Origin of the sequence: Mesorhizobium sp. M1329 (genome assembly GCF_040318035.1) — a bacterium.
Taxonomy (GTDB): domain Bacteria; phylum Pseudomonadota; class Alphaproteobacteria; order Rhizobiales; family Rhizobiaceae; genus Mesorhizobium.
Window position 1 is genome coordinate 63,820 of the sequence record NZ_JAMYLN010000004.1, and the last position, 25,148, is coordinate 88,967.

A 25,148-nucleotide genomic window follows, 5' to 3' on the forward strand; every position below is an offset into this window, starting at 1 on the left:
GTGGACCAGATGAAACCGCCAGCCGCGAGCACCAAATCCGCTCGCGGCCTTACCGCCAAGCAAAAGGAACTCTGCGCCGCATGGCTGTTCGTCCTGCCCGATGCGCTCGGCCTGCTGGTGTTCGTCGGCGTGCCGATGCTGCTTTCGCTCGCCGTCGGGTTCTTCGAAGTCAACGGCTTCGGCGGCTATAGATTCGTCGGGCTCGGCAATTATCGGCGCATGTGGGGCGACCCGCTGTTCTGGTCGTCCGTGAAGGTGACCGTGGCCTATGCCGTCATGCTGGTGCCGGCGCTCTACGGCGCCGGACTGGGACTGGCGCTTCTGGTGCAGAAGACCAACCGCTTCAACGCGGTCATGCGCTCGATGTTCTTTGCGCCGCAGATGGTCAGCCTCGTCGTGGTGGCCCTCGTGTGGCAGCTCATGCTGGTCGAAAAGGTCGGCATCGTCAGCCGGCTGGCACCGCTCGTCGGCCTCGGCGGAATTTCGCTGCTCGGCGACCCAAACCTGGCGCTGTTCACGCTGGTCCTGGTCAGCGTCTGGTTCCTGATGGGCTTCTATATGCTGATCTTCCTCGGTGGGCTCCAGGACATCCCGGCGGAGTATTACGAAGCCGCGAAGATCGACGGCGCCGGGCCGGCGACCAGCTTCTGGTACATTACCTTGCCCCTGCTCAAGCCGACCAGCTTCTTCGTCCTCCTGGTCTCGCTGGTCGCTTCTGTCGCCGGCGGCCAGGTCTTCGACCTGATCTATGTGATGACCAAGGGCGGTCCGGTCAATTCAACCTCGGTACTGATCATCTACATCTACAAGCAGGCATTCCAGTTCGGCGCCTTCGGCTATGCGTCGGCGATGGCATCGCTGCTGGTGCTGGCGCTGATGCTGGTCACGGTCTTCTTCTTCGTGCTGACGCGTGGCGGACGCTTCGAGCATGACTGACGGTCGAACTCCTTCCGGCCGTTCGCAGATACGGGCGGCGAGACTTGCCTGGATGCTGGCAACCGCCGCACTTGGCCTGATGACGGTATTCCCGCTTGTCTGGATGCTGGTCATCTCGCTCAAGCCGGCGAGCGACGTCTTCACGCCGAGCCTCATTCCGGAACGGCCGACACTCGGCAATTTCCTCTATGTGCTGACCGAGGTGCCGTTCCTGCGCTATCTCTTCAATTCGTTCTTCGTGTCGGCGACGGTGACGGTCGCTGCGCTGTTCTTCCATTCGATGGCCGGCTACTCGCTCGCACGGCTGCGTTTTCCGGGCCGCGACACCCTGTTCCTCGCCATGTTCTCGACCTTCCTGGTGTCGCTTCCGGTCATCATCGTGCCGCTTTTCATCCTGACGCGGATGCTGCACATGCTGGACAGCTATGCCGGGCTGATCATTCCGGCGATCTTCAACGCATTCGGCATCTTTCTGCTCAGGCAATATTACCTGTCGCTGCCCAGGGAACTGGAAGAGGCCGCGATCATGGACGGCGCCGGCTACTGGCGCATCTATTGGAGCATCATCCTGCCGCTCAGCCGGCCGATCCTGTCGGCGCTGGCGATCCTGTTCTTCCTCGCCAACTGGAACGCTTTCCTGTGGCCGCTGACGATCACCTCCGACCTCAACCTCTGGGTGGTGCAGGTTGCGATCGCAAATTTCAAGAGCCAGTACGCCGCCGCCTGGAATTACGTCATGGCCGCTTCGACCATCGTTGCCGTGCCGATGCTGGTTCTTTTCGTGATCTTCCAACGCCAGATCATGGAATCCATCAAGACAAGCGGCCTGAAATAACCGCTGAAGCAAGAGGAGAAACACATGGACAATGCCGGCCTGTCGCCGCTTCGCGGGCTCGCCAAATTGCGCGACGCCAAAACCCGCCGGTTTTCAAGCTACGACCGCACCGGCGGCAATGACGACCGGCTGCATATAGAACCCGGCCAGACGGTGGTGATTGCCGAGCACGACGGTGCCGGCATCGTCACGCATATCTGGGCGACGCTCGCCTGCAAGAGCGAGGCGTTCCTGCGCAAGATCGTGCTGCGCGCGTACTGGGATGGCGAGGAACATCCGAGCATCGAAACGCCGATCGGCGATTTCTTCGGCATGGGCCACGCCCGCACCCGCAATTTTGCCAGCCTGCCGGTGCAGGCAAGTCCAGAGGATGGCAAGGCCTTCAACTGCTACTTTCCGATGCCGTTTGCCAGCCACATGCGCTTCACCGTCACCAATGAGGCCGAGGACGACCTGCTTTTCTATTACTATGTCGATCTCGAACTGCATGAGGAACTCGAGGAAGGCCTGGGCCGCTTCCACGCCCAATACAGGCAGCAACGACCTGATGGCATAGACGAGACGGGGCTGGCCAACGAGCAGGTCCTGTTTGGCGGCGAAAATACCGACGGGAACGGCAACTACACCATCCTCGAGGCGGAAGGTCACGGCCACTATGTCGGCGTGCTCTATTCCGTCTATTCGCGCCGCCGCTCCGCACTATGGGACTGGTATGGCGAGGGCGACGACATGATCTTCGTCGATGGCGAACCGGGCATTTCCGTGCCGGATACGGTGCGCAAGCCCGATCCGCGCATCGGACCGAAGGCCGAACTGATCGACGATCGCGGCGAGACCAGCCCCGGCGCCAACGATGCCTGGCCGCCGACCCTGCACGGCACCGGCACCGAAGATTATTTCAATACGGCATGGTGCCCGACACAGGACTACAGCGCGCCCTATCACGGCATCATCGCTGCCGGCGGGCCGAACTGGACCGAGCCGGTTACGCTCTATCGCTGGCACATAGAGGACCCGGTCATCTTCCACAAACGCATCCGGGTGACCATCGAGCACGGTCACGCCAATCGCCGCTCGGACGACATCTCGTCGGTCGCCTTCTGGTATCAGGCCGAACCGCACAGACCGTTCGAAGCGCTTGCCGATGTCGAGGACCGCATCCCCACCTATCGCGCGCCTTATCACAACTGGAAGGCCGCCTTGGACGAGCAGAGGCGTTAGCTAGGCCGGCGTGCGTTCGAATTGAGCCGTGCATCCCGCGCTATCTGCGTCGGGGCATCACCCTGCCGTAGTGCGGCGCCTCAGCTGCGAGGTGGAAGTTGCTGGACAGACCAGGTGTTGCCGTCGGGATCCTCAAAGAAGACAAATCTGCCCCAGGGAAAATCCTTGATATCGCTGACCTCGATGCCTTGAGCGGCCAGGTACCGGTGCGCCTCATCGATATCGGGCACGACCAGTTGCAGGCCCCTCATGGATCCCGGCGGGCTGTCGACGAGGCCCTTGCCCATGGCAATCGAACAGGCCGAACCGGGCGGCGTCAACTGCACGAAACGTATCTCGTCGCTTACGGTGTGATCGTGATCGAGATGAAAGCCGACCTTGCCAACATAAAAGCCGATTGCTCTATCGACGTCCGATACGGGGACCGGGACGAGTTCCAGCTTCCAATCCATGACAGTCCTTTCGCAGCTTGATCGCCAAGTGGTGCCGGACACCGTGGGCGACATCCCGCCTTCTTCCCATGCCATTGTCGGCAAGGGCCGCTCAGTCAGTCAAGAGATCTAGGGTTCGGTCGGAGACTTCAAGGCCGGGTCGGCCAAAGCTCCCCACGCCGGACATTTTCACAGGACCACGAAACAATTATCTCCGGTCGCAGTTTTGCCCGCAGAACCTTTCGAGGAGGCGACGATGAGCGCAACCGGCTTGGACGTTTTTGACAAAACGCTGCAAATAACAAACATCTGGCTTGACGAGATCATGGCAGATCTTGGTCCGGATCGACACGTCGCCTGGCATGCATTGGGCGCCGTTCTGCGAACCCTTCGCGACAGGCTACAGATCGGACTGGCGGCTAAATTGGGAGCGGAACTGCCGCTGCTCGTGCGGGGCGCCTACTATGATCGCTACCGGCCCGCCGACATGCCCGACAAGACACGCTCGCTCGAGGAGTTCCTGCAACACATTGCCGATGAATTGAAATCGACCCGTCCTGTCGATCCCGAGGATGCGGCACGTTCAGTGCTGCGTGTGCTTGCCGGCATATCGACCTTGGCCAGTCGGCAAAGGTGCGGGATGCGCTGCCAAAGGAAATCCAGGTGCTCTGGCCTGAAAGCGTGGGCGTCAAATAGTGGCGACCCCGCTCATGCGGACGCGCGACCGACCAACTGCCTCGAAACGCTGACGTTTAGAAACCTGCCGACGGTGTCCAGGTCGTCACGAATGCCGCACGATGTGTTCGACAAGGCGATGTGCCTCCTCGGCGATCGCCAATATTATGCCTGATTTGCGCGTGGAGGCGAAATCCAACCCGGCAAAGTAGATGCCTGGCAGGGCGGCCACGCCATCCTCGTGAACAGGCTGTCCTTCCGGGTCGAGCAGACCGGAAAGCCTCACCCAACTGAAATCGCCCTTGAAGCCGGTGCACCACACCACGGTCGTGATGCCGGACTCGGCAGAATCAAGAGAACGGACAGCCGGATTCGGCAGCTGCACTGCGACAGTCTCCGCTGGTCGGGTTCCGAAACGGGGCATCGATTCCGGAGCGGCTGATGTATTCGTCGATATAGCGTTTGACGTTGGCGGAGGCCTCATCCGCAAAACGAACATGCTCTTCGAGATCGTCGGCGAATGACAGACGGCCGTCATCTTCGACACCTGCGAACCGCCCCAGCAGCACGACACCTTGGGCGCCGAGCCCTTGCAGGCTTATCGTGTGTTCTACCCCAAGCAGACCACGAGGTGGAATGCGCCCCGCAAGTCGAATGATCTCGTCTCGACGCACGTCGAGAAATCCGCTTTCGACGAGCCAGAGCATGATGTCGCGACCTCGGTAGCGCCGCGAGAGCCGCCCGACCCGGCTGGTGGCAAGGAAGACTCTTCGGCCTGCTTCCGCCAGTTCTTCCGCGATCTGGGCATCGGACTGGCCGCTTCCGACCACCAGCACCGCTCCAGCCGGGAGATCGGCGGCGCTGCGATAATCAGAAGCATCGATCTGGCGCAGGCCCAGCGGCAACGCAGCGGCGAACACTGGGCGCACCGGACAATTCAAGTCGCCGCTTGCGATCACCACGTTGCGTGCCAAAACTGTGCCGCGCGAGGTGGTCAACCGATAGACGCCATTCCGGTTCCCACCGGAGAGCTCGGTCACAACAGTGTCCGGTTCGACCGGTAGTTCGTTTCGCCTGGCGAAATCCTCAAGCAGGGCGACGAACTGGTCGCGCGTCAGGGCACCGAACGGATCTGAACCGTCATAGAAGTCGCCTGGCATGACGGTCTGAACGTTTGGGGTATTCATCCGGAAAGAATCCCACCGCTGCGTGCGCCAGGTCTCTCCGATGCGGCCTCGCTCCAATACGGCATGGTGCAAGCCTTGCCGTGCCAGCGAATAGCTGACGCCCAGGCCGGCCCAACCGGCCCCGACCACCACCGCATCAAGGATGTTGGCGTCATCCGTCATTTGCCGCGGATCCGGGTGCTAGCGCCGGAGCAGCACTTCGAGGCGGCACCAACGCCATCAGCGTAACGCCTTGGCCGGCGAACAACCGCCAAACAGCAGCCGATGCTGCCTGAACCCATCCTCTGCATGGCTTCGCCCCCGACGCGAGGGCACGATAACAGCTTTGTCGGATCACGGCACAACCAAATACTCATCCGAAACCGGCAACGGTCGCGGCTTAACCTGGAAAGATCGTGAAACCGCCATCGACTCGGATTACCTGCCCGTTGATGAAGCGCGCGCGCGGACCGGCGAGGAAGGCCACCGCTTCGGCGATCTCTTCAGGCTCCGCATACCGGTTCAGCGATTTCTTGCTCGAATCCATGCGCTGCGGATCGACCACGCGGCTCGCCTGGAACCGTGCCGTCTTGGTGGCGCCGGGGCTCACCGCATTGACGCGTACGCCATCCTCGATCAATTCCTTGGCGAGGCAGCGCGTATAATGGACGACGGCTGCCTTGAGCGTCGAGTAGACCACCTCGGGCGAGCATCCGATATGCGCCGCCGCCGAGGCGATGTTGATCACCGAGCCCGAGCCACGCTTCACCATCGGCGGAACGAACGCCTGGCAGACCAGCATCGTGCCGATGAGGTTGTTCTCGGTCAGAACCTTGATGTCTTCGTAGTCGATGTCGAGCGCGTTGTTGGGATTGGGCTTTACGCCCTTGGCGCCGATGTCGCCGCCGGCGCAGTTCACCAGAATGTGCACGTCGCCGAGATCCGCCTCGATCTTCCTCCTCATTTCGGCGACGGCTTGCTTGTCGCCGATGTTGCCGGTGACCGCGGTGATGCGCGTCCCGTGCTTCTCCAAGCCCCGGGCAGAGTCGCCGAGGTCCGCGAATTCGCCATATTGAGATGGCCGGACCCAATCGAGATCGTGGACCGCGACGTTTGCGCCAAGTTCGGCCAAGCGGTCGGCCATCACGCGGCCGAGGCCGCGTCCCGAGCCGGTGACGAAGGCGGTCAGACCGCTGAGTTCTCGGGCAGTCATGCTGATTTCTCCATTGCAATGAAATCGAATTTCATCATGTTGGCAGCGCTGCGCCGGATCATGTCGAGCTCGTACGAAACGAGCGCACCGTCATCGTCCCGTTCCCATGGCGTACGGTAGTCGGCGTCGTCCGCAAGCCGGTTCAGGCGCGCAGCACTCAGGCAGGCCGCGAATTCGCGGGCGGTCTTCGGCGCATATCCGTTCCACCAGTCGTCGGTGAGACAGCGAACGTGACGGGCCTCCAGTGCGCCGGGCTCAAGCACGGCCGTCAGCGTGTCGTGGTGCTCGCCAAGGATGGCTGCCAGCTCGGCGAATGGCACGGCGCCGTCGCCGATGGCGCAGCGGACCAGGCGGTAACCCTCATCCGTGAACTGGACGCGATAGTCCTTGAGGTGAACGTGCCGGACATGCGGCGCTATCCGGCGCGTGAAGGCAAGCGGCGCCTCGCCGACAGGAAAGGTGTTGCCGGTGTCGTAGGTGATGCCGACACCCGGCCCGCCGAGTTCGCAGAATGCAACCAGTTCGTCGCTGCCGAAGTCCTGATGGTTCTCGATGCCGAGCACCCGGCTCTCGGCCGCCGCACGCGGCCCCCATTCCGTCAAGGCAGCGCGAATCGTTGCGTTGAACTCGCTCCATTTCGGACCCCACGCATTGCGGTCGCCGCACAGGACAGGCGTCAGTGCGATGCGGATCGTCGTCGCCTCGAGCAGGCGCGCAGCCCGAAAGGCGTTGTCCAGTGGACCTGCCACGAGCAATCCGCCGCTCACCACCGGGACGATGTCCAGCGCGGCCAGACGCCTGCGGAGCGCGACAATCTCGGCGTCAGTCAAGTCGGTCAACCAGGGTTCGTAGATCTCGAGCGTGCGCGCGCCCAGTTCCTGCGCCAGTGCTATGAAGCCATCCAGCCCTGCGCCGTCCGGATTGTGCCGCGGCGTGCCGCGGCCCTGCAGGCCGAGATAGTAGGTCAGTCCATAGGGGTTGAGGCCGAGACGAAGCATCAGCTTGGCGGTTCCAATTGAGATTCCAATTGAGAGCGGAGAGGCATCACTAGCGCAGACCGGCATCGACGGTGATGGACTGCTTGGTGATCATGCGGCTGTCGTCTGCTGCCAGGAAGAGCACGGTGCGTGCAATCTCCTCGCCCAGCAGGACGCGGCGGATCAATTGCCGCTGCACCGTCTGGTCGACTGCCTCCTGCGTCTTGAACCACAGCTCGCGCTGCCGCTCGGTCATCACGGCGCCGGGTTCGACTGCATTGACGCGGATGTTGTCGGGTCCGAACGACCGCGCCAACGCACGCGTTAGCGCCACCACGGCCCCCTTTGCGGTGGCATAGGCCACCATCTGATCCGCTCCGAACCGCCAGGCGATGGAAGAGAAGTTTACGATCGAGCCGAAGCCGAGTTCCTTCATGTGCGGATGCACAGCTTGAGCGGCGAAGAAGTGATGCCTCAGATTGACGTCGAAGCTGCGGTCCCAGTATTCGGCCGTTACCCCGTCGATGGGATGGCGCTGATCATTGGCGGCGTTATTCACCAGGACCGCAATCGGACCAAGCCGCGCGCGCACGCTTTCTACCGACGCCTTCAGCGCATCGACGTAGGTCACATCGCAATGGAGGTATAAGGGAGCCTGCCCGGCGGCACCACCGAGCTCGCGCACCAACGCCTCCGCTGGCTCATCCTGCACATCGAGAAAGGCCACCCGGGCGCCATTCGAAGCGAAGGCGCGGACCATATCGGCGCCGATGCCGGAGGCGCCGCCGGAGATTAGCACGACCCGATCGGTCAAGCTCGGATAAGTCGCGAATTGTACGGACATCGATTACAGAAGCGCCTTGGTTGTTGGATCGAACAGGCAGGCGCGCGACATGTCGATGCCCAGCGTTATCGTCTCGCCCATGACGGGAGCGTCGTCCGGCTCGAAACGGCCGGTGATCTCCAGGTCGCCCAGCCTGAGCACGGCAAGCGTCTCGGCCCCGGTCGGCTCGACCAGTTCGACCGGCGCCTGCATGGACGCCACAGCCGGTTTGCGTGACTTCAGGTCGGTCGTGAAACGGTAGATGTGTTCCGGCCGGATACCGAGCACGACGTCCTTTGGCGCACTGGCGGGCATCGGCGCGGCAAGGGCGAGGCTGGCATCGCTGCCGTCAGCGGCGCGTACCGAGATGCTGGTCGAGCCCGTAAGCCGGGCGGGGATGAAATTCATCGCCGGCGATCCCATGAAACCGGCAACGAACATGTTCGTCGGCCGGTCGTAGATCCGCTTCGGCGTGTCGAACTGCTGTACCGAGCCCTGGTTCATCACCGCAATGCGGGATGCAAGCGTCATCGCCTCGACCTGATCGTGGGTGACGTACACCGTGGTCTTGCCGACGCGATGGTGGAGCTTCTTGATTTCGGCACGCATATCGACGCGCAGCTTGGCGTCGAGGTTGGACAGGGGCTCGTCGAACAAAAACAGCTTCGGGTCGCGGACGAGGGCACGCCCCATCGCAACGCGCTGCCGCTGGCCGCCCGAGAGCTGGCCGGGCTTGCGTTTAAGCAGCTGTTCGATCTGCAAGAGTGCGGCAACCCGCTGGACAGCTTCCGCTTGCGCCGCTTTTGGCACGCCGCGGCTTTCCATGCCGAAGGTGATGTTCTGGCGCACCGTCATCGTGGGATAGAGGGCGTATGACTGGAACACCATCGCAATGTCCCGGTCCTTGGGTTGCACCGAGTTCACCAGCCGGTCGCCGATCCAGATCTCTCCCGACGTGACCGTTTCCAGGCCGGCGATCATGGCGAGCAAGGTTGACTTGCCGCAGCCTGACGGGCCGACAAGGGCGACGAATTCTCCGGTCTTAGCCTCGAGATTGATGCCGGCAAGAATCTCGAGCGAGCCGTAGCTCTTGTGAAGGTTGCGGATCATCAACGCGGACATGGGCGACGCTTCATTTGATGGCGCCCTGGGTGAGGCCGCGCACGAAGTATTTTCCACCGAACAGATAGATCAGCAGCGGAGGCAGCGCGCCGATCAGCACGGCTGCGCTCATCACATCATAAGCACGCGCGGTCGTGCCGCCGGCCGTGAGTGCTACCAACGCCGCCGTGATCGGCTGCTGCTGGCCAGATGTGAAGACGACGCCGAACAAATACTCGTTCCAGATGCCGGTGAACTGCCAGATGACGGTGACGATCAGAATGGGTGGCGACAGGGGCAGGATGATCTTGCGGAAGATCCGCCAGAAGCCGGCGCCGTCGATGCGTGCCGCCTTGATCAGGTCGTCCGGTATGCTGACGTAGAAATTGCGGCAGAACAGGGTGGTGAACGAGATGCCCTGGACGACGTGGATCAGCACCAGCCCATATGTGGAATTGGTCAGGCCGAGCTTGCCGAGCAGGAATGCCCACGGCATCAGCGAAATCTGGCCGGGCATGAATACGCCGAGCAGCATCAGATTGAAGATCAGTTCAGAGCCCCTGAAGCGCCATTTGGAGAGGATGTAGCCGTTCATGGCGCCGAGAATGGTCGAGATGATGGTGGCGGGGATCGTCATCGCCAGCGAGTTGAAAAAATTGCGCTTCATCCCCTCGCAGGTACCGCTGACGCAGTAGGATCCCCAGGCCTGCGCCCACGCATCGAACCGGAAGCTGCGCGGTACGGAGATGAGGCCGTTGCGGGCAATCTCCGACTGCTCGCGCAATGAGTTGAAGATCACCACCAGCAATGGCACGAGATAGACGACCGCGAAAAGCGTCAGCACGGCATAGACAAGGAAGCGGCTCCAGAAATGCCGGCGCGTGGCGGCGGCTTCTTCCGGATCAAAACGGGCATTGGGGGAAATTTCAGCCATTGCGGCCCTCCGCCTGCCGGCGCCAGACGATCCACAAGGAGTACGGCACCAGCACCACCGCGACCGCCGCGAGCATCATCATCGCCGCGGCGGCACCTTCGCCGATTTGGCCGCGCTGGAACATCAGGTCGTAGACATAGATGGCGGGGAAGGTGGTGGACACACCTGGCCCGCCTCGCGTCAACGCCGCAACCAGGTCGAAGGTCTTTATGGCGAATTGTATCTGAATGACCGCCACCGCCAGGAATATCGGGGCGATGGTTGGCAGGATGACCCTCCGATAGGTCCGGAAAATCGACGCGCCGTCGATTTGCGCGGCTTTGACGAGGTCCGGATCGACGGACCGCAAGCCGGCCAGGAAGAGCGCCATTGCGAAGCCGGACGACTGCCAGATACCGGTTATGATCACCGCATAGATCGCAGTGTTGCGGTTGGCCGTCAGGGCGAAGCTGAAGTCGGTCCAGCCAAGCCCTCGAACGAAGGCCTGGATGCCGTCGACAGGGTTATACAGCCAGCTCCACACCGTACCGGTGACGATGAAGGACACCGCCAACGGATAGAGGAAGATGGTGCGCCAAACCGCCTCGCCGCGGACGCGCTGGTCGATTGCGATCGCGAGCAGCAGGCCAACGGCCATCGAGCCAACGATATAGAAGCCGCTGAACAGGAAGAGATTCGTATAGGCGATGTTCCAGCGCCGGTTTGCCCAGAGCGAAGCGTAATTGTCCAGGCCGACGAACCCATATGTCGGCAATAGCGACGAATCGGACAGCGAGATGTAGAGCGTCCAGAGCGTGAAGACGAAAACATAGATGAAACTCGCAGCTATCGACGGCGCCAGCACCAGAATGGGCACCATCGTGCCCAGGCGCTCGCGCCACGGTCGGGCCGCGGCAGCTGCAGCTGGTACAATCAGATCATGGGTGGACATCGGGCTGCTCCGGCGAGGTCTGGCCGGGAGCTTCGCCCCCGGCCATCATCGGCAGCGTCATTTCTGCGCTTCGGCCGCATCCGCCATCGCGTTGGCCGCGTCCTGCGCACTCATATCCGGCGTTGCTACAAACTCCGTGATGCTATCCATTATTGCGCCGCGGACCTTTTGCGGAACCGTCATGTTGTGCGCCATCGAACGCACGAGCGTGCCGGCGGCGATCGAGGCTTGCAGATCCTTTTGCGAGAGTTGCTGGCAGGGATTGAAGCCGTTCGAAAGATCGACGTCGAGGCGGGCCGGAATGGACCCTTTGGTCTGATTGAAAATGGTCTGGAATTCGGGCGACAGGATGATGCTGGCAAGCAGCTTCTGTCCCTCGATATAGTCCGGGTCCTTCTGTTTGAAGAACACGACCGAGTCTGAATTCAAGATGAAACCCGGCTTGCCCCAATCGGTCGGCGCCTGGGCGCAGACATAGTCGGTGCCCTCCTTGAAGCCGCCGGCCGTCAGCAGGCCGATCGTCCAGTCGCCCATGATGTGGAAGGCGGCCTCGCCGCGGCCGACGAGATGCGACATGGTATCCCAGTCACGCCCGTTCATGCCGGGGTCCATGTACTTCGAGGTCATGGTGCGGAACTGCTCGAAGGCCTTGACCATGCCATCGCTGCGCATGGCATCGACGTCGCCCTCGACGAAAGCTTTCCTGTAGAGATCGAGGTCCTGACCATACACGACCACTTCGAAGACGGTCGAGTCGGTCCAGTCGGCGGTCGAGTGCGAAATGCAGATCTTGCCGCTGGCCACGATCTTGTCGCAGGCGGCGTTGAATTCCGCCCATGTCTTCGGCATCTGGGTGACGCCCGCGTCCTTCATGACCTTCGGCGATGCCCACAGCCAGTTGATGCGGTGGATGTTCATCGGCGCGGCCACCCAATTCCCGGTCGGCTTCATCACCGGCAGTAATTCGGGAGCGACGACCTTCTCCCAATTTTCCGCCTTCGCCAGGTCGTCGAGATTGGCTGTCATGCCCGTCTCGTTCCATTCGGCGATCTCGGGGCCTTTGAGCTGCACAGCGGGAGGTGCGTTGCCGGCGATCACATCGGCACGCAGTTTGGCCAGGGTATTGGCCGTATGGCCTGCGATGGAGGTCTGCTGCCAGGTACCACCCTTGGCGGTAAACATCTCGCCGAGCTTGGCGATAGCCTGGGCGTCCGATCCGGTGGCCCATTGATGCAAGAGATTGGTCTTGGGCTCCGCGAGGGCTGTTCCGCTGACCAAGGTGAAGGCGGTAGCGGCCGCAAAGGCCGTCCTCAGGTATTTCATCGTTTCACTCCCATATGTGATGCACGGTTCGTATCGACCGCTTATGGCCCGCGATTTGAGGTCGTGGCCGGTGAGATGCAGTAATCTCCGTTCTTTCCAAGATGGCATATTTGGGCTATCAGTCAACGTGCTTTGTGCTCATGATGAACAAACCTTCGCTTAGAAATTGGCTGATCGACAAGCCGTCCGCGTCGCCGGAGAGCTTGATCGTCCGATGCCTGCGTGAGCGCGGCGTGCTTTCTGCGTCGCAAATTACCCGCATTACCGGCTTGGCGCGGTCGACGGTTTCAACCGCGCTCAATGGCTTGAGAAAGTCGGGGATGGTGATCGAATCCTCGGCCCATCATGACGCGGCCAGGGGTATCGGCAGGCCTGCCACGACATTGACGCTCAATCCCGCTGTGGGCACCTGCGTCGGCATCCATCTGGGCCTCGACGAAATGCGGTGTGTCGTCGCCGACGTCTCGCATTCTTTCGTTGCTGAACAAACTATCCCCATGGGTCTGGACTACCAGCCGCAACAGGCGGCCCAGCTTGCCAAGTCAGTAATTGCCCGATGCTACGAAGAGAACGGTCTGCCGATGGCGGGGCTCCTGGGGGTTGGGGTCTCCGTCTCGGGCCCAGTCAGCCGCGAAGGAGTGGTGCTGCGCGCGAGTATCGTTCCGACCTGGGCCGGGGTCAACATCCGCGATGTGTTCGGGCCGGTCCTCGAACAGCCGATCTTCGCCGACAATGAGAGCAACTGCTCGGCCATTGCCGAGCTGATGTGGGGTGCGGCCGTCGGCCAGGACGATTTCGTGCTGTTCAAGGTCGATCTGGGCGTCGGCGGGGCCATTGTCCAGCACGGCCGGCTGGTGAGCGGCATCGCCGGCGGCGCCGGCGAATTCGGGCACATCAGCATCGATCCCGGTGGCGACCTTTGCCGGTGCGGCAATCGAGGATGCCTGGAGCTCTATGCCAGCTTTGCCCAACCGCTCGAGCAGATTTCGCGCATCGTGCGGCGGCCGGTCACGATGGACGACGTGATCATGATGGCCGAGAAGGGCGACGTGAGGGCGCTGCGGATGATCGAGGACACCGCCGAGTTCGCCGGTCGTGGCCTTGGCTTGATCGGTTCGGTGCTCAATCCGCCGCTCATCATCATCGGCGGCCGCATGGCCTTGGCGGGCGACATTCTCCTGGCGCCGCTGATCGCGTCATATGAACGCCACACGCTCATTAAGTCCCGCGATGTGGCACCCGCGCTGCGCACACGGATAATCGTTGGCAAGCACACGGAGAACGATGCATTGCTCGGCGCGGTCGGCCTCGTGCTGCGCCACAACAGCCGACTGCGATGATACGGCCCCGCTTCGAGCGGTGCCCTGATTTTGCGAGCTGCTCGCCGCTCCAGCGGAGCTGAGGTTCACTACGCGACACGGACCGTGCGCTGCCTCGGCTTGATCGCGGTGGCGAGCAGCAGGCCGGCGACGATGAGGGCGGCACCGGCGAGATCGTAGTCTTGCAAGCTTTCGCCAAGGAACAGATAAGCGAGAACGGCGACGAAGGCGGTCTGGAGATAGAGCAGCATGCTGGCGCGCCCCGCACCAAGCGTCTCGACGCTACGGTTGTAGAGATAGTACATCAGAGCGCCGCCTGGGCCGGCAACATAGGCGAGAGCCAGAAGGCCGTTCGCATGCAGCGCCGAACGATCCCCGGAAAACAGTTCCCAGAGATAGAAAGGCAGTGCGGCCAGCGCGCCGGCTCCCAGCAGCAGGACCACCATCGGCAGAAGCTCGATAGCGAATTTGGCGCGACGCAGCAGCACGGTGTAGAGGCCCCAGCAAAACGCGCTGCCGACGATCCACAACTCGCCGGGATTGAACTGCAGCTGCGTCAGCGCAGCAAGGTCGCCGCGCGCCACGATCACCACCATCCCGGCCAGAGCGACCAGCGCTCCAAGCGCTTTCCAGACACCGAGGGGCTCGCCGAGCACGAAGCGGGCAAGCACCATGGTCATGATCGGCGACAGCGCCATGATGATGCCGGCGGTTGTCGCGTTGGTGTAGTTGAGGCCCGTGTAGATCATGCCCTGACACAAGGTCAGCCCGATGGCACCGATGACCAGCACCTCGATCACCCGGGATTGGATCAGCACGAGCATAGCCCCGTGATGACGATGGACGATAGGCAGCAGGATCGCGCAGGCAAGCGTCAGCCGCCAGAAGCAGAGCGCCCAGGGCGGCATCTCGGGGGCAACCCACTTGGCGGCGATATAGACGCCGGCCGACAGGAGCCAGCAGAGCGTCGCGAGGGAATAGGCGAGCGGAAGTGATGCGCCGGGTATCGCCTTCGCTACACTTGGATGTGCAATCGGCAGCGATTGGATGTCCGTTTCCTCCCACCGCAGACTTTTAGCAGATTTGCAGCGTCTTGCTAAGCAGCAACAACAGCTGTTTGACCAGCTGGTGCAATCGGCGGGTCATTATGGGTCCCGCCGTTCATGGTCTCGTTCCATTCGAACGCATGTTGGCCCATGAGCAACTCGACACCGAAAGGCGCAAGCCGTATCGATTTCGCGCGGTTGCCGCAATCTTCGCGCGCCATATTTCTTAGAGCGCAGATCTGTCGCGAATTCCTGGCCCTCGGATCACGAGCGCCGCTGTTTCGAAGCAATTGGAAGAATAAGCCACTGACTTGCGTTTGCACAAAGAGCGCGACACAGATCCATGCGGAGGACGTCCGATGCATGCCGGCTTCCGAGGAAGCGTACTCGTAGCGGTGCTGGGCACCGTCATGGCAAGCTGCGCTGGCATTCCGGCGCAAAAATCCGGAACGGCGCAAAAAACGGGGGCAATAACTGGCTATGGCCCCAACCCCACTTTACCGAAACCAAGACCGACGCTGATCCCGACTGTTAACATCGCCGAGGCGAAAGGCTGGCAGAAAGGCGGTATGCCGACCCCGGCGAAGGGGCTGACAGTGAACGCCTTTGCCACCGGCCTCGACCATCCGCGCTGGCTACATGTGCTTCCGAACGGCGACGTGCTGGTTGCTGAAACCAATGCCCCTGCCAAGCATGACGAAGGCTTTAGTCTTAGAAAGGTCTTCATGGACCTGGCGATGATGCGGGCTGGCGCCGCGACCAAAAGCGCCAACCGCATCACGCTCCTGCGCGACACCGATGGCGATGGCATTGCGGATGTGCGCACGACATTCGCGGAAGGCCTCAATTCGCCCTTCGGCATGACGCTGTCCAAAGGCAAGCTCTTTGTCGCGAATACCGACGCGCTCGTCGCATTCCCCTACTCCAATGGCCAGACCAGAATCAGCACGCCGCCGGAAAAGATCATTGACTTGCCGGCCGGGGACCTCAACCATCATTGGACCAAGGACGTGATCGCAACTCCGGATGGACGCAAGCTCTATGTCACCGTTGGTTCCAACAGCAACGTTGGAGAAAACGGCATAGCCGCGGAGAAGAACCGCGCCGCTGTCCTTGAAGTGGATCGGTCGACCCGCCGCACTCGGGTCTTCGCCTCGGGCCTGCGCAACCCGAACGGGCTCTCCTGGAATCCTGAAACTGGCCAGCTTTGGGTCGCCGTGAACGAGCGTGACGAGATCGGCGACGACCTCGTGCCGGATTACATGACCTCGGTTCGTGACGGCGCTTTCTACGGCTGGCCCTACAGCTACTACGGACAGAACGTCGACGAACGTGCCAAGCCGCACCGCCCCGATCTCGTGGCGACGGCGATCAAGCCCGATTACGCCCTGGGCTCTCATACCGCCTCGCTGGGACTGACCTTCTCCAAAGGCGCCCGGCTCGGTCCGGCCTACGGCAACGGCGCCTTCGTCGGCCAGCACGGCTCGTGGAATAGAAGCGTGCACAGCGGCTACATGGTGATCTTCGTGCCGTTCCATGGTGGCAAACCGAGCGGTCCTCCGAAAGATGTGCTCACTGGCTTCATCGGGCGTAATGGCGAGGCGATGGGCCGTCCGGTCGGCGTTGCTATCGATCAGACTGGCGCACTGCTCGTCGCCGATGACGTCGGTAACGTCATCTGGCGGGTCCGCCGGGCGAATGGCCGTTGAGCGCAGGTGTCTTTCTGATTCCGACCTCACCAGCCTTCGGCTACGGCGCCACGCCCGGTATGGCTTCATTCGGCTGCGATTTCGATGCATATGCCAGATGACAACATCGCGCCTGCCGCATGTCGGCCGTTGCGGAGAGGTCTATTTTGCGCATGGCTGTGCAATGAGGCCGAGCGACGCCACCAAGCGACCAACGGTTGATTTCGCGGCAATGGCCGCGAGTCAGTCCCTGCCTTGCTCCAAAGCCTGAGCGTCGATAGACCTGCCTGCGGTTTCCTCAGCTAATAGATCGATATGATTGCAGGATTAACCGTTTCATAGCCCAGGCGCGGCTTCGATTTGTCTTTCGAAATCGCGCTGGAGACAGTTCCGGTTGAACTGCAATCCACCTTTGTTTCCCTCTTTTTCTTGATCGTGCTGCCCGACAGGTCGGTGCAGGCCGACGTTACTGCTGTACTGACCACCCTCTTTTTCTCGTGCGCAACGGCGGCGGTGGATAGGGCAATCACAATTGCCGCGCAAACAATCGTCAATCTCATTGATTTTCCCCCTTAGAGCACCGCAAACGTGTGGTCGACTGCCTTGAGACGCCGGCGAAGACGGTACTCGCGCCTGGCCGGCCCATCCGGCTTTCGACGGCACAAGATTGTAACTACATTAGCTACAGCGCAAGTAACCATTTCGGACTAGGGAACGGGGTTCACCCTTCGACGGAAAGCGGCTGGGCTGCCGGCGAAAAAGCAGGCGTTTTAGCCGTTCTCGCCGCCGAGCGCCTTCCGATTTTGGGACAGAGGTTGGCTGATGCCCTTAAACTCACGGCTACGCATTGGTTGGATCTATGCAGCGACAAGGCCAACCCTGGCAAAGCCTCTGCACAGTCACCTTCGAGCAGCACCAGTCTTGGAATTCACGCCCTCTAGCAAGGCGAGCAGGCCTTTCAGAATTTCGATTGGCGGCGGCGGACAACCTGGAATGTGCAGATCGACAGGCAAGACCTCGGACACTCCGCGCACCACGGCATAGCTACCGGCGAAACAGCCGCCATTACCTGCGCAATCTCCGAGTGCGACCACCCATTTTGGGTTGGGTGTTGCGTCGTAGGTCCGCTTCAATGCCTCGCGCATGTTTTTTGTGACCGGCCCGGTGACGAGCAGTACATCGGCATGGCGGGGTGATGCGACGAACCGGATCCCAAAACGCTCGATGTCATAGAAGGCGTTGTTCAGCGCGTGCATCTCAAGTTCGCAGCCGTTGCAGGAACCGGCATCGACCGCCCGGATCGACAGGCTTCGCCCCAATCGTTTGTGAGCAGCCCCATCGAGCGCACGTGCGAGTTCGTCGACCGCCGTGCTGCTTGCCGACGGCGGACGCTCGGTGAGAGGGGGGCGTATCAGGCTTTCAAAAAGAAGCTTGCGCATGACAGCGTGCCTTCAGAGATCATGGCCCGAATAAGAGCAGTTGAACGATTTGTTGCACAGCGGAAAGTCGGCAACGATGGTTCCTTCGATCGCCGCTTCAAGGAGTGGCCATTGAAACCATGACGGATCACGGAGGTGACAGCGCTCGACCAAGCCGCCCTTGCCAATGCGCAGCCAGGCCAGAATGTCGCCGCGGAAACCTTCGACCAGCGCCATGCCTTCATGCGGTTGGTCTGTCTGCGCGAAATCGACACGGATCGGTCCGTCTGGCAGTTGTTGCAGGACTTGTTCGATCAGGGACAGGCTCTGTTCGACCTCGTGGATACGAATCCAGACACGGGCGTTCACGTCGCCTTCTTGGAGTAGAGGCACATCGAAAGCGAGCTCGTCATAGGGTGGATAGGCGACATTGCGGCGGGCATCGAAGTCCCGACCGGAGGCCCGGCCAACATACCCGCCGGCGCGATACTGTCGGGCGAGATCCACCTTCAGCCGGCCAGTTGCGACTGTCCGATCCTGTAGCGACGCCGTGTTATCGTAGAGCTCGACCAGCGCGGGAAACCGCTGCCTGATCTCTGCGATCAGGGACCTGAGCGCTGTAGTGCCATCATCGGTTAGGAAGCTTGCCACGCCTCCGGGCACGATGCGGTCGCGCATCAAACGATGACCGAAGGCAGCATCGCTTGCCCGCAATACGCGCTCACGCAGCACACCACAGTGGGCATGCATGAGCGCGAAGGCGGCATCATTGCAGATAGCGCCGATGTCGCCCAGATGATTGGCCAGGCGCTCCAATTCGGCCATGAGCGCTCGCAGCCAGACCGCGGGTGGGGGAACCTCGACACCCAGCGCCGCTTCGACCGCGCGGGCAAAAGCGAGGGAGTATGCCACGGTACTGTCGCCGGAAGTTCTGCCCGCCAGTTTGGCTGCACGGTCGATGTCGGACCCCGCCATCAGGCCTTCTATACCCTTGTGCGCGTAGCCGAGGCGCTCCTCCAGCCGGACGACCGTTTCGCCGCTCGCTGTAAATCGAAAATGGCCTGGCTCGATGATGCCGGCATGCACGGGTCCGACCGGGATCTGATGCAGGCTCTCCCCCTCGGCAGGCAGGAAAGGGTAGGGGGAGGCTGTCGCAGCAGACGTCCGGACGCGGGTACTCAACGGATAGCTGACACCCCAATGGCCATGATCAAGCCACCGTCTCGTATCAGGCGCGCCTTGTGGCAGGAGCCCGAACAGGTCAGCAGCCGCGCGTTCGAGCCGCAATGCGGGCGGATGCAGCCGGCCGACCGATGGGTAGCGGCCACTGGGGCATTCCAGGCTGACGACGCCGATGTCCCCGGCGCCTTCATCGAGAAGTGCCATGTGGACGGCACCTGGCTCACCCCATAGGCCGAGCAAGCTCCAGTGGCCGTCGGCCAATTGCTCGACGGCAAAGCCCCATTTTTTCGGAGTCACCACGGCGCGCGACCACGGGAAATGATTTTCGACACGTTGGCCAGCAAGGATGAGATCGATCAGCGCGGGCATGCTCTTTCTCTCCTCTGCTCACCCCAGGATACTTGCGACGTGCTGGAACCATGTGACCAGCGGTGGCGGCAGATAGACGCCGGCGGCAAACACCAACGCCAAGTGGGAATACATCGGAATGTAGGACGCCTCAGCGGGTGCCGTGCTGCCGCGCGGTTCGCCGAAAGCGACGCCGGTCAGTCGAAGCAGCAGGGCGCCGAAAGCGAGCAGAATCCCGAAAACCAACGGCATCGCCAAAAGGGGGTGTCTTGCAAATGTCGAACTCACGACCAGGAATTCGCTCATGAAGATGCCGAGCGGGGGGAGGCCGGCAATGGCAACGACGCCGATGACGAGCGCCCAGCCAAGCGCAGGATGCGTTTCCGTCAGTCCCCGGATTTCGGCGATGTTCTGTGTCCCCTTGACTTGGGCAATGTGGCCGACCGTGAAAAAGATCGCCGACTTGGTCAGGCTGTGCATGACCATGTGCAGCAGGCCGGCAAAATTGGCGAGCGGGCCTCCTATGCCGAAAGCGAACACGATGATGCCCATGTGCTCGATCGAGGAGTACGCGAACAAGCGTTTGATGTCGCGGCGGCGGTAGAGCATGAAGGCCGCGAAAACAAGCGACGTCAGTCCCATCGTGATCATCAATGGCCCAGGTGCGATCGCTTCCGGGCTTGCCGCGAGCAACAGCTTGAAGCGCAGCACGGCATAGAGCGCGACGTTTAACAGCAAGCCCGACAGCACTGCGGAAATCGGCGTCGGACCCTCAGCATGCGCGTCTGGCAGCCAGGCATGCAAGGGCGCAAGGCCGACCTTCGTCCCGTAGCCGAGCAGCAGAAAGATGAAGGCGACATTGAGCAGAGCCGGATCGAAGCGCGCGGCGTGAGCGATGAGCACCGTCCAGACCATCGCATTCGTCCCCTCGCCAACAACCGGCTGTGCAGCCATGTAGACGAGGATGGTGCCGAACAGTGCGAGCGCGATGCCGACGCTGCCCAGAATGAAATATTTCCAGGCGGCCTCCAGCGCTTCGTGCGTGCGGTAGATGCCGACCATGAGCACGGTGGTCAGCGTGGCAAGCTCCACCGCCACCCACATCAAGCCAATATTGTTCGACACGAACGCCAGGTTCATGCCGAACATCATGACCTGGTACATTGCGTGATAAAACCGCAAGTTCGGGACTGTCAGCCGCCCGCTCTCCAGTTCGTGGGCAATGTAGGAAGCGCTGAAGACGCTGGTGGTGAAGCCGACGAATGTGTTGAGCACGATGAAGACGATATTGAGATCGTCGACGAGCAGATACTGCCCGGGCTGCGGGCGGTCGGTGACAAGAAGCGACAGTGCGGCGAGCAAAGTCAGCAAGCTCGCAGCGACATTGACGCCCGCCGATATGCGGTATTTCGGCAGCACCGCCAGGAGTGCGGCCGCGAAGACCGGTATCAGCAAAATGGCGGCCACCGCATCGAGGGAAAACGCGGTCAACGGTGTTCTCCCCTGTAGTCGTCGAGCGCGCCGACATCCACCGAGTCGAACCTCTCGCGGATGCGGAACAGGAAGACTCCGATGACGATGAAGGCAATAAGGATCGAGAAGGCGACACTGATCTCGACGACCAGGGGCATGCCCTTGGCCCCAGTGGCGGCGAGGACCAGACCGTTCTCGAGCGACATGAATCCGACAACTTGGCTGACGGCGTTGCGGCGGGTGACCATCACCAGCAGCCCCAGCAAAATGATGGACAACGCGAAAGCCAGGTCCTCGCGGGCGAGGGGATCAGCCTCGGGAGTGACGCGCAGCATGAGGACCATGGACAGGGCCACCAGGCCTATCCCCGCAAGCATGGTCGTACCGATGCCGACGGCGGTCTCGACGTCACGATGGATGCCGAGCCGCTGAATGATGCGATGAAGCCCGACAGGAATGACGATCGCCTTGAAGACGAGGGCGATCGCCGCCGTGACGTAGAGATGATGCGCGTCCTGGATATATGCCTGCCAAGCTACCGACAGGGCCAGCACGATTGCATGAAGCGCAAAAACGTTGATCAGCGCAAAGAGGCGATCCTGATACAGCATCATGAAACTGACCAGCACCAGGCCGCCGGCGAGCAGGTGAGCGATGTCGAAGGTGAGGCCGTTCATCAGAGGCTCCGCGAGACGAACAGCAGGAGCGTGCCGAGCAGGGCCAGCATCAGCGCTGCCCCGAGGAAATCCGGGACGCGGAAGACGCGCATCTTGGCGATGGCAGTCTCAAACACAGCGAGGAGAACGCCACAGACGGCAAGCTTGCCGACATAGGCGACGACACCCGGAGCAAGGGATTCCAGTCCTGCCCCGGCGCTCGCCAGTCCCCAAGGTAGGAAGACGCAGGAAATCAGCGACACATAGAGCAGAAGCTTGAGGAAGGCGGCAAACTCGATCATCGCCAGATGGCGACCGGAATATTCCAGCACCATCGCCTCATGAACCATGGTGAGTTCCAGATGGGTCGATGGGTTGTCCACGGGTATGCGGGCGTTTTCGGCGATCGCCACCATCACGAGGGCGATAAGCGACATCCCGAGCGACACCCGCAGGCCAACCTCCGGTGACCCCATGAAGGCGGCGACCGTCGAGAGTTGCGTAGCACCCGCGACGAGTGCCAGGCTGAACACGATGAGCAGCATGGCGGGTTCGGCCAGCGAAGCGATCATCACCTCGCGGCTCGAGCCGATGCCGCCAAAGCTCGTGCCGACGTCCATGCCTGCCAGCGCCAGGAAGAACCGGGCGCTTCCCAGCAGTGCGACAATGGCTATGAGATCGGCGGTCCAACTGAATGTAAGGCCGGCGGCGAATGTCGGGATGAGCGCCGCGCCGACCCAGGTGGTGGCAAAGATCAGATAGGGCGTCACGCGAAACAGCCAGGATGCGTTGTCCGCCAGAACGACTTCCTTGCGCATCAGCCGCAAGAGATCGCGGTAAGGTTGGATCAGGGAAGGACCCTGGCGGCGCAAGAGCCGTGCCTTCACCTTGCGCACGAATCCGGTCAGGAGCGGCGCCAGCAAAAGCACCAGCGCCATCTGCGCGCCTTGAACGGCCAACTCGAGAGTCACGGCCATAGTGCGAGCACCAGGAGCAGGACAATGAGAAAGAGAAAGACGAGGGTCAGGTAGCGCCTGATCGTCAGGAACTGCAGATGGTTGAGGTGGTCGGTCGCAAAGTCGAGGGCCCGGCCGATAGGCAGGTACAGCGTCTCCCAGATCACATCATGCATTTCGACATTCAGACGAGCCGGACCGGTCTCGCCAGGTGCCGGCATTTCGACGGTTTCCCTTGCACGGAATACAAACGTGCCGAAGACGCGGCGGATAGGCTGCGCGAAGCTGACGGCCGTGTACTGCGAGCTTGGGACCACATCCGGGAAGCCACAACCCCAGGCGGGACCCCGACGGAGTGCATGTGATGCAAAGCGATGGATCACATATGCCGCAGCGGATGCGGAAAAGGCGATGAACAGGAACACCAACAGGCCGTTGTAGGAACTGCGGCTCGCTGCAATCGGCACGATAGACAGCCAGGGCTGCGCCATCTGCACAGGCATCCGGCTGCCGATCAGTGGCAGTGTCACCGATGATAGGCCGTCTATCACAAGACCGGGCAGAATGCCGGCCAGGAGACAAAGGGCAGCGAGAACGAACATTGCCGCCAGCGAGTGGCGGTCGACCTCATGCGCCAGTTCCACCGCGGCCGAGCGTGGCCGGCCGAGGAATGTAATCCCGAACGCCTTTACAAAGCAGGCCGCGGCCAGTGCCGCTGACAGCGCCAGCAGACCGCCAACGGCGGGCACCATGACCTTCAGTCCCCATTGTGGCAGATCGGGGCTCTGCAATATGGCCTGAAAGGCCAGCCATTCGGAGACAAAGCCGTTGAAGGGTGGAAGTGCCGAGATCGCGACGCAACCGACGAGAAAGGCAAAACTTGTAAAGGGCATGCGATGGATGAGACCGCCCAGCTTCTCCATATCCCGCTCTCCGGTTGCCGTCAGCACGGCGCCCGCGCCGAAAAACAGCAGGCTCTTGAAAAAGGAATGATTGAGGACGTGGAACAGCGCGGCGGTGAGCGCCAGCGCTGCAGCCGATGGCATGGCGTTCGCCTTGAACGCGAGCGCGAGACCAAGGCTTACGAAGATGACGCCGATGTTTTCAATGGTGCTATAGGCGAGCAGTCGCTTCAGGTCCTTTTCCATCAGCGCGTAGAGGATGCCGAGAACCGCCGTCAGGCCGCCAAGAAAAAGCACGGCAACGCCCGACCACCATGCCCGCTCACCGAGCAGATCGAAAATAACGCGTATGAAGCCATAGACTGCGACCTTGGTCATCACGCCGCTCATGAGAGCCGAGACGTGGCTTGGCGCAGCCGGATGAGCGAGTGGTAGCCAAACGTGCAGCGGGACGAGTCCAGCCTTGGAGCCGGCACCCAGCAGCATGAGAACCAAGACGAAAGCAGCGGCGAACGGGGTGGGGTCGGCGGCTCGCATCGCGTCGAATGTATAGGTTCCATCGGAGCCGGCGAGCAGGCCGAACGCAAGCAGCAGCGCGAGTGTGCCGAAGCTCGCCATCACGAGATAGATGTAGCCCGCCCGCGCATTGTCCTGCTCGCGATGGTGCGCCATGACGAGCGCCCAGGAGGCGAGCGACATGAATTCCCAGGAAAGCAGGAAAGTGAAGGCGTCGTCGGCCATCACGACAAGGTTCATTCCGGCTAGGAAAGCCGGGAAGAACGGCAGCACCCGATGCGGCGCAGACTCATGCCTGCCATAGCCGAGGCCATAAAGACTGGCCATGGAGCCGCCGAAGTTGACGACGATGAGGAAGAAAGTCGAGAGCGCATCCAAACGGAAATGAGCGCCAATCCATGGCAATCCAAGAGGCAACACCACAGTCGACGGGGTGACGGGATTGTCGGCGATGCGGCTCGCCAGAACCATGAGCACAGCCGCCGATATACCTAGCGTCAAGCCGTAGATCAGGCGTGTTCCCGAGTCCGATCTGCGGCTTTCCGCAATCGCAAGCACCGCAGTCCCCAGGAGCGCAGCAACGCCCCACAGGAGGACTGCGGCCCCCGAAATCACGCCACGCTCCTCACGGGGAGTTTGGCATCCGTATCGACCCCGCCCAGAATCTTGGCGGGGTCAAAATCCGCTTTCAGTCGCACGCCGCGCCCGCCGATTTGGCTGGAGGCGCCTTCAGCGATCAATTCCACGCCGGCGAGGTCAAGTGCCCCGATCAGCTTCATGAGAGAATCGACGTTACCCCGAATAATCGACTCGCTGGCTTCCATGCGTTGAATTGTCGGCACGGAAAGACCGGACAATTCGGCAAGCCTGCGCTGGTCGATGCCAAGGAGTGCCCTCGCGGCACGCAACTGTGGAGCAGTTATCACGGTCGCATCCCCCTTTTTGATCAGCTTTGAGATATTATCTCTACGCCTTGCAGCATATATTAAAATGCGGCGTATTCAATTAATGATGCGTGACGCATCTGTCTTGAAGTTGTAGAAAACCGGGCGATACGTCCTGCGCCTCGAACCAAGCA

24 protein-coding genes and 1 pseudogene are annotated in these 25,148 nt (G+C 61.6%); 6 read left to right on the forward strand and 19 right to left on the reverse strand.

Annotation, left to right across the window (positions count from 1 at the left end):
- Positions 1-9 precede the first annotated feature (9 nt).
- The 3 genes from NKH21_RS05215 to NKH21_RS05225 are packed head-to-tail and all read left to right on the forward strand — an operon-like array spanning position 10 to position 2,992.
- On the forward strand, positions 10-936 hold the full coding sequence (locus NKH21_RS05215) for a carbohydrate ABC transporter permease (protein ID WP_352863336.1): 927 nt from the start codon (positions 10-12) through the stop codon (positions 934-936).
- Positions 929-1,771, forward strand: coding sequence for a carbohydrate ABC transporter permease (locus tag NKH21_RS05220; protein ID WP_352863338.1), 843 nt, complete (start codon positions 929-931; stop codon positions 1,769-1,771). The genes NKH21_RS05215 and NKH21_RS05220 overlap by 8 nt, the downstream gene beginning before the upstream one ends.
- 24 nt (positions 1,772-1,795) lie before the next feature.
- The gene (locus tag NKH21_RS05225; RefSeq protein WP_352863340.1) at positions 1,796-2,992 is read left to right on the forward strand and encodes a glycoside hydrolase family 172 protein; all 1,197 of its coding nucleotides are present in this window, start codon (positions 1,796-1,798) and stop codon (positions 2,990-2,992) included.
- An 80-nt stretch (positions 2,993-3,072) separates the two neighbouring features.
- Here NKH21_RS05225 and NKH21_RS05230 read toward each other — a convergent pair whose 3' ends face one another.
- A complete protein-coding gene (locus NKH21_RS05230) occupies positions 3,073-3,519 on the reverse strand; it encodes a VOC family protein (RefSeq protein WP_352863342.1) in 447 nt (148 codons plus the stop codon).
- A gap of 160 nt (positions 3,520-3,679) precedes the next feature.
- Here NKH21_RS05230 and NKH21_RS05235 point away from each other — a divergent pair.
- Positions 3,680-4,119, forward strand: a pseudogene (locus NKH21_RS05235) (DUF2267 domain-containing protein).
- 85 nt (positions 4,120-4,204) lie between these two features.
- On the opposite strand, the gene NKH21_RS05240 reads toward NKH21_RS05235, so the two are convergent.
- The 9 genes from NKH21_RS05240 to NKH21_RS05280 all read right to left on the reverse strand — a co-directional run bounded on the left by NKH21_RS05240 (position 4,205) and on the right by NKH21_RS05280 (position 12,566).
- Positions 4,205-4,483, reverse strand: coding sequence for a hypothetical protein (locus tag NKH21_RS05240; protein ID WP_352863344.1), 279 nt, complete (start codon positions 4,481-4,483; stop codon positions 4,205-4,207).
- The gene (locus tag NKH21_RS05245) at positions 4,449-5,447 is read right to left on the reverse strand and encodes a flavin-containing monooxygenase (protein ID WP_352863346.1); all 999 of its coding nucleotides are present in this window, start codon (positions 5,445-5,447) and stop codon (positions 4,449-4,451) included. Before NKH21_RS05245 ends, NKH21_RS05240 begins: the two co-directional genes overlap by 35 nt.
- A 217-nt stretch (positions 5,448-5,664) precedes the next feature.
- Complete coding sequence (locus NKH21_RS05250) at positions 5,665-6,477, reverse strand: SDR family NAD(P)-dependent oxidoreductase (protein ID WP_352863348.1); 813 nt, start codon at positions 6,475-6,477, stop codon at positions 5,665-5,667.
- Positions 6,474-7,475: a sugar phosphate isomerase/epimerase family protein gene (locus NKH21_RS05255; protein ID WP_352863350.1), complete on the reverse strand. Its 1,002-nt coding sequence runs from the start codon at positions 7,473-7,475 to the stop codon at positions 6,474-6,476. The genes NKH21_RS05250 and NKH21_RS05255 overlap by 4 nt, the downstream gene beginning before the upstream one ends.
- A gap of 49 nt (positions 7,476-7,524) precedes the next feature.
- Entirely contained in the window at positions 7,525-8,298 is a 774-nt protein-coding gene (locus NKH21_RS05260; protein WP_352863352.1) for an SDR family NAD(P)-dependent oxidoreductase, read from the reverse strand.
- Positions 8,299-8,301: 3 nt separating this feature from the next.
- The gene (locus NKH21_RS05265; RefSeq protein WP_352863354.1) at positions 8,302-9,399 is read right to left on the reverse strand and encodes an ABC transporter ATP-binding protein; all 1,098 of its coding nucleotides are present in this window, start codon (positions 9,397-9,399) and stop codon (positions 8,302-8,304) included.
- 10 nt (positions 9,400-9,409) lie between these two features.
- The gene (locus tag NKH21_RS05270; RefSeq protein ID WP_352664524.1) at positions 9,410-10,312 is read right to left on the reverse strand and encodes a carbohydrate ABC transporter permease; all 903 of its coding nucleotides are present in this window, start codon (positions 10,310-10,312) and stop codon (positions 9,410-9,412) included.
- Positions 10,305-11,243, reverse strand: a complete 939-nt coding sequence (locus NKH21_RS05275) for a carbohydrate ABC transporter permease (protein WP_352863356.1) — start codon at positions 11,241-11,243, stop codon at positions 10,305-10,307. The genes NKH21_RS05270 and NKH21_RS05275 overlap by 8 nt, the downstream gene beginning before the upstream one ends.
- A 57-nt stretch (positions 11,244-11,300) precedes the next feature.
- A complete protein-coding gene (locus tag NKH21_RS05280; protein WP_352863358.1) occupies positions 11,301-12,566 on the reverse strand; it encodes an ABC transporter substrate-binding protein in 1,266 nt (421 codons plus the stop codon).
- A 143-nt stretch (positions 12,567-12,709) separates the two neighbouring features.
- Between NKH21_RS05280 and NKH21_RS05285 the strand changes: the two genes are divergently transcribed.
- Positions 12,710-13,906: an ROK family transcriptional regulator gene (locus NKH21_RS05285; RefSeq protein ID WP_352863360.1), complete on the forward strand. Its 1,197-nt coding sequence runs from the start codon at positions 12,710-12,712 to the stop codon at positions 13,904-13,906.
- A gap of 68 nt (positions 13,907-13,974) precedes the next feature.
- Here the strand turns inward: NKH21_RS05285 and NKH21_RS05290 are convergent, their stop codons facing one another.
- Positions 13,975-14,934, reverse strand: a complete 960-nt coding sequence (locus NKH21_RS05290; protein ID WP_352863568.1) for a DMT family transporter — start codon at positions 14,932-14,934, stop codon at positions 13,975-13,977.
- A 356-nt stretch (positions 14,935-15,290) separates the two neighbouring features.
- Here NKH21_RS05290 and NKH21_RS05295 point away from each other — a divergent pair, with 356 nt between their 5' ends.
- Positions 15,291-16,640 carry a PQQ-dependent sugar dehydrogenase gene (locus NKH21_RS05295; protein WP_352863362.1) on the forward strand — a complete coding sequence of 450 codons (1,350 nt, stop codon included), beginning with the start codon at positions 15,291-15,293 and terminating at the stop codon, positions 16,638-16,640.
- A gap of 281 nt (positions 16,641-16,921) precedes the next feature.
- Here NKH21_RS05295 and NKH21_RS05300 read toward each other — a convergent pair whose 3' ends face one another.
- The 8 genes from NKH21_RS05300 to NKH21_RS05335 all read right to left on the reverse strand — a co-directional run bounded on the left by NKH21_RS05300 (position 16,922) and on the right by NKH21_RS05335 (position 24,996).
- Positions 16,922-17,179, reverse strand: a complete 258-nt coding sequence (locus tag NKH21_RS05300; protein WP_352863364.1) for a hypothetical protein — start codon at positions 17,177-17,179, stop codon at positions 16,922-16,924.
- A 339-nt stretch (positions 17,180-17,518) separates the two neighbouring features.
- Positions 17,519-18,058 (reverse strand): NADH-quinone oxidoreductase subunit B family protein, encoded by a 540-nt coding sequence (locus NKH21_RS05305; RefSeq protein ID WP_352863366.1) that lies wholly within the window; start codon positions 18,056-18,058, stop codon positions 17,519-17,521.
- Between the two features lie 12 nt (positions 18,059-18,070).
- Complete coding sequence (locus NKH21_RS05310) at positions 18,071-19,588, reverse strand: hydrogenase large subunit (RefSeq protein WP_352863368.1); 1,518 nt, start codon at positions 19,586-19,588, stop codon at positions 18,071-18,073.
- A gap of 18 nt (positions 19,589-19,606) precedes the next feature.
- Positions 19,607-21,058, reverse strand: coding sequence for a hydrogenase 4 subunit F (locus NKH21_RS05315; protein WP_352863370.1), 1,452 nt, complete (start codon positions 21,056-21,058; stop codon positions 19,607-19,609).
- The gene (locus NKH21_RS05320; protein ID WP_352488877.1) at positions 21,055-21,717 is read right to left on the reverse strand and encodes a hydrogenase-4 component E; all 663 of its coding nucleotides are present in this window, start codon (positions 21,715-21,717) and stop codon (positions 21,055-21,057) included. Before NKH21_RS05320 ends, NKH21_RS05315 begins: the two co-directional genes overlap by 4 nt.
- Positions 21,717-22,673, reverse strand: coding sequence for a respiratory chain complex I subunit 1 family protein (locus NKH21_RS05325; RefSeq protein WP_352488879.1), 957 nt, complete (start codon positions 22,671-22,673; stop codon positions 21,717-21,719). Before NKH21_RS05325 ends, NKH21_RS05320 begins: the two co-directional genes overlap by 1 nt.
- Positions 22,664-24,685 carry a hydrogenase 4 subunit B gene (gene hyfB, locus NKH21_RS05330; protein WP_502911850.1) on the reverse strand — a complete coding sequence of 674 codons (2,022 nt, stop codon included), beginning with the start codon at positions 24,683-24,685 and terminating at the stop codon, positions 22,664-22,666. The genes NKH21_RS05325 and hyfB overlap by 10 nt, the downstream gene beginning before the upstream one ends.
- The gene (locus tag NKH21_RS05335; protein ID WP_023675522.1) at positions 24,682-24,996 is read right to left on the reverse strand and encodes a helix-turn-helix domain-containing protein; all 315 of its coding nucleotides are present in this window, start codon (positions 24,994-24,996) and stop codon (positions 24,682-24,684) included. The genes hyfB and NKH21_RS05335 overlap by 4 nt, the downstream gene beginning before the upstream one ends.
- Between the last annotated feature and the right edge of the window lie 152 nt (positions 24,997-25,148).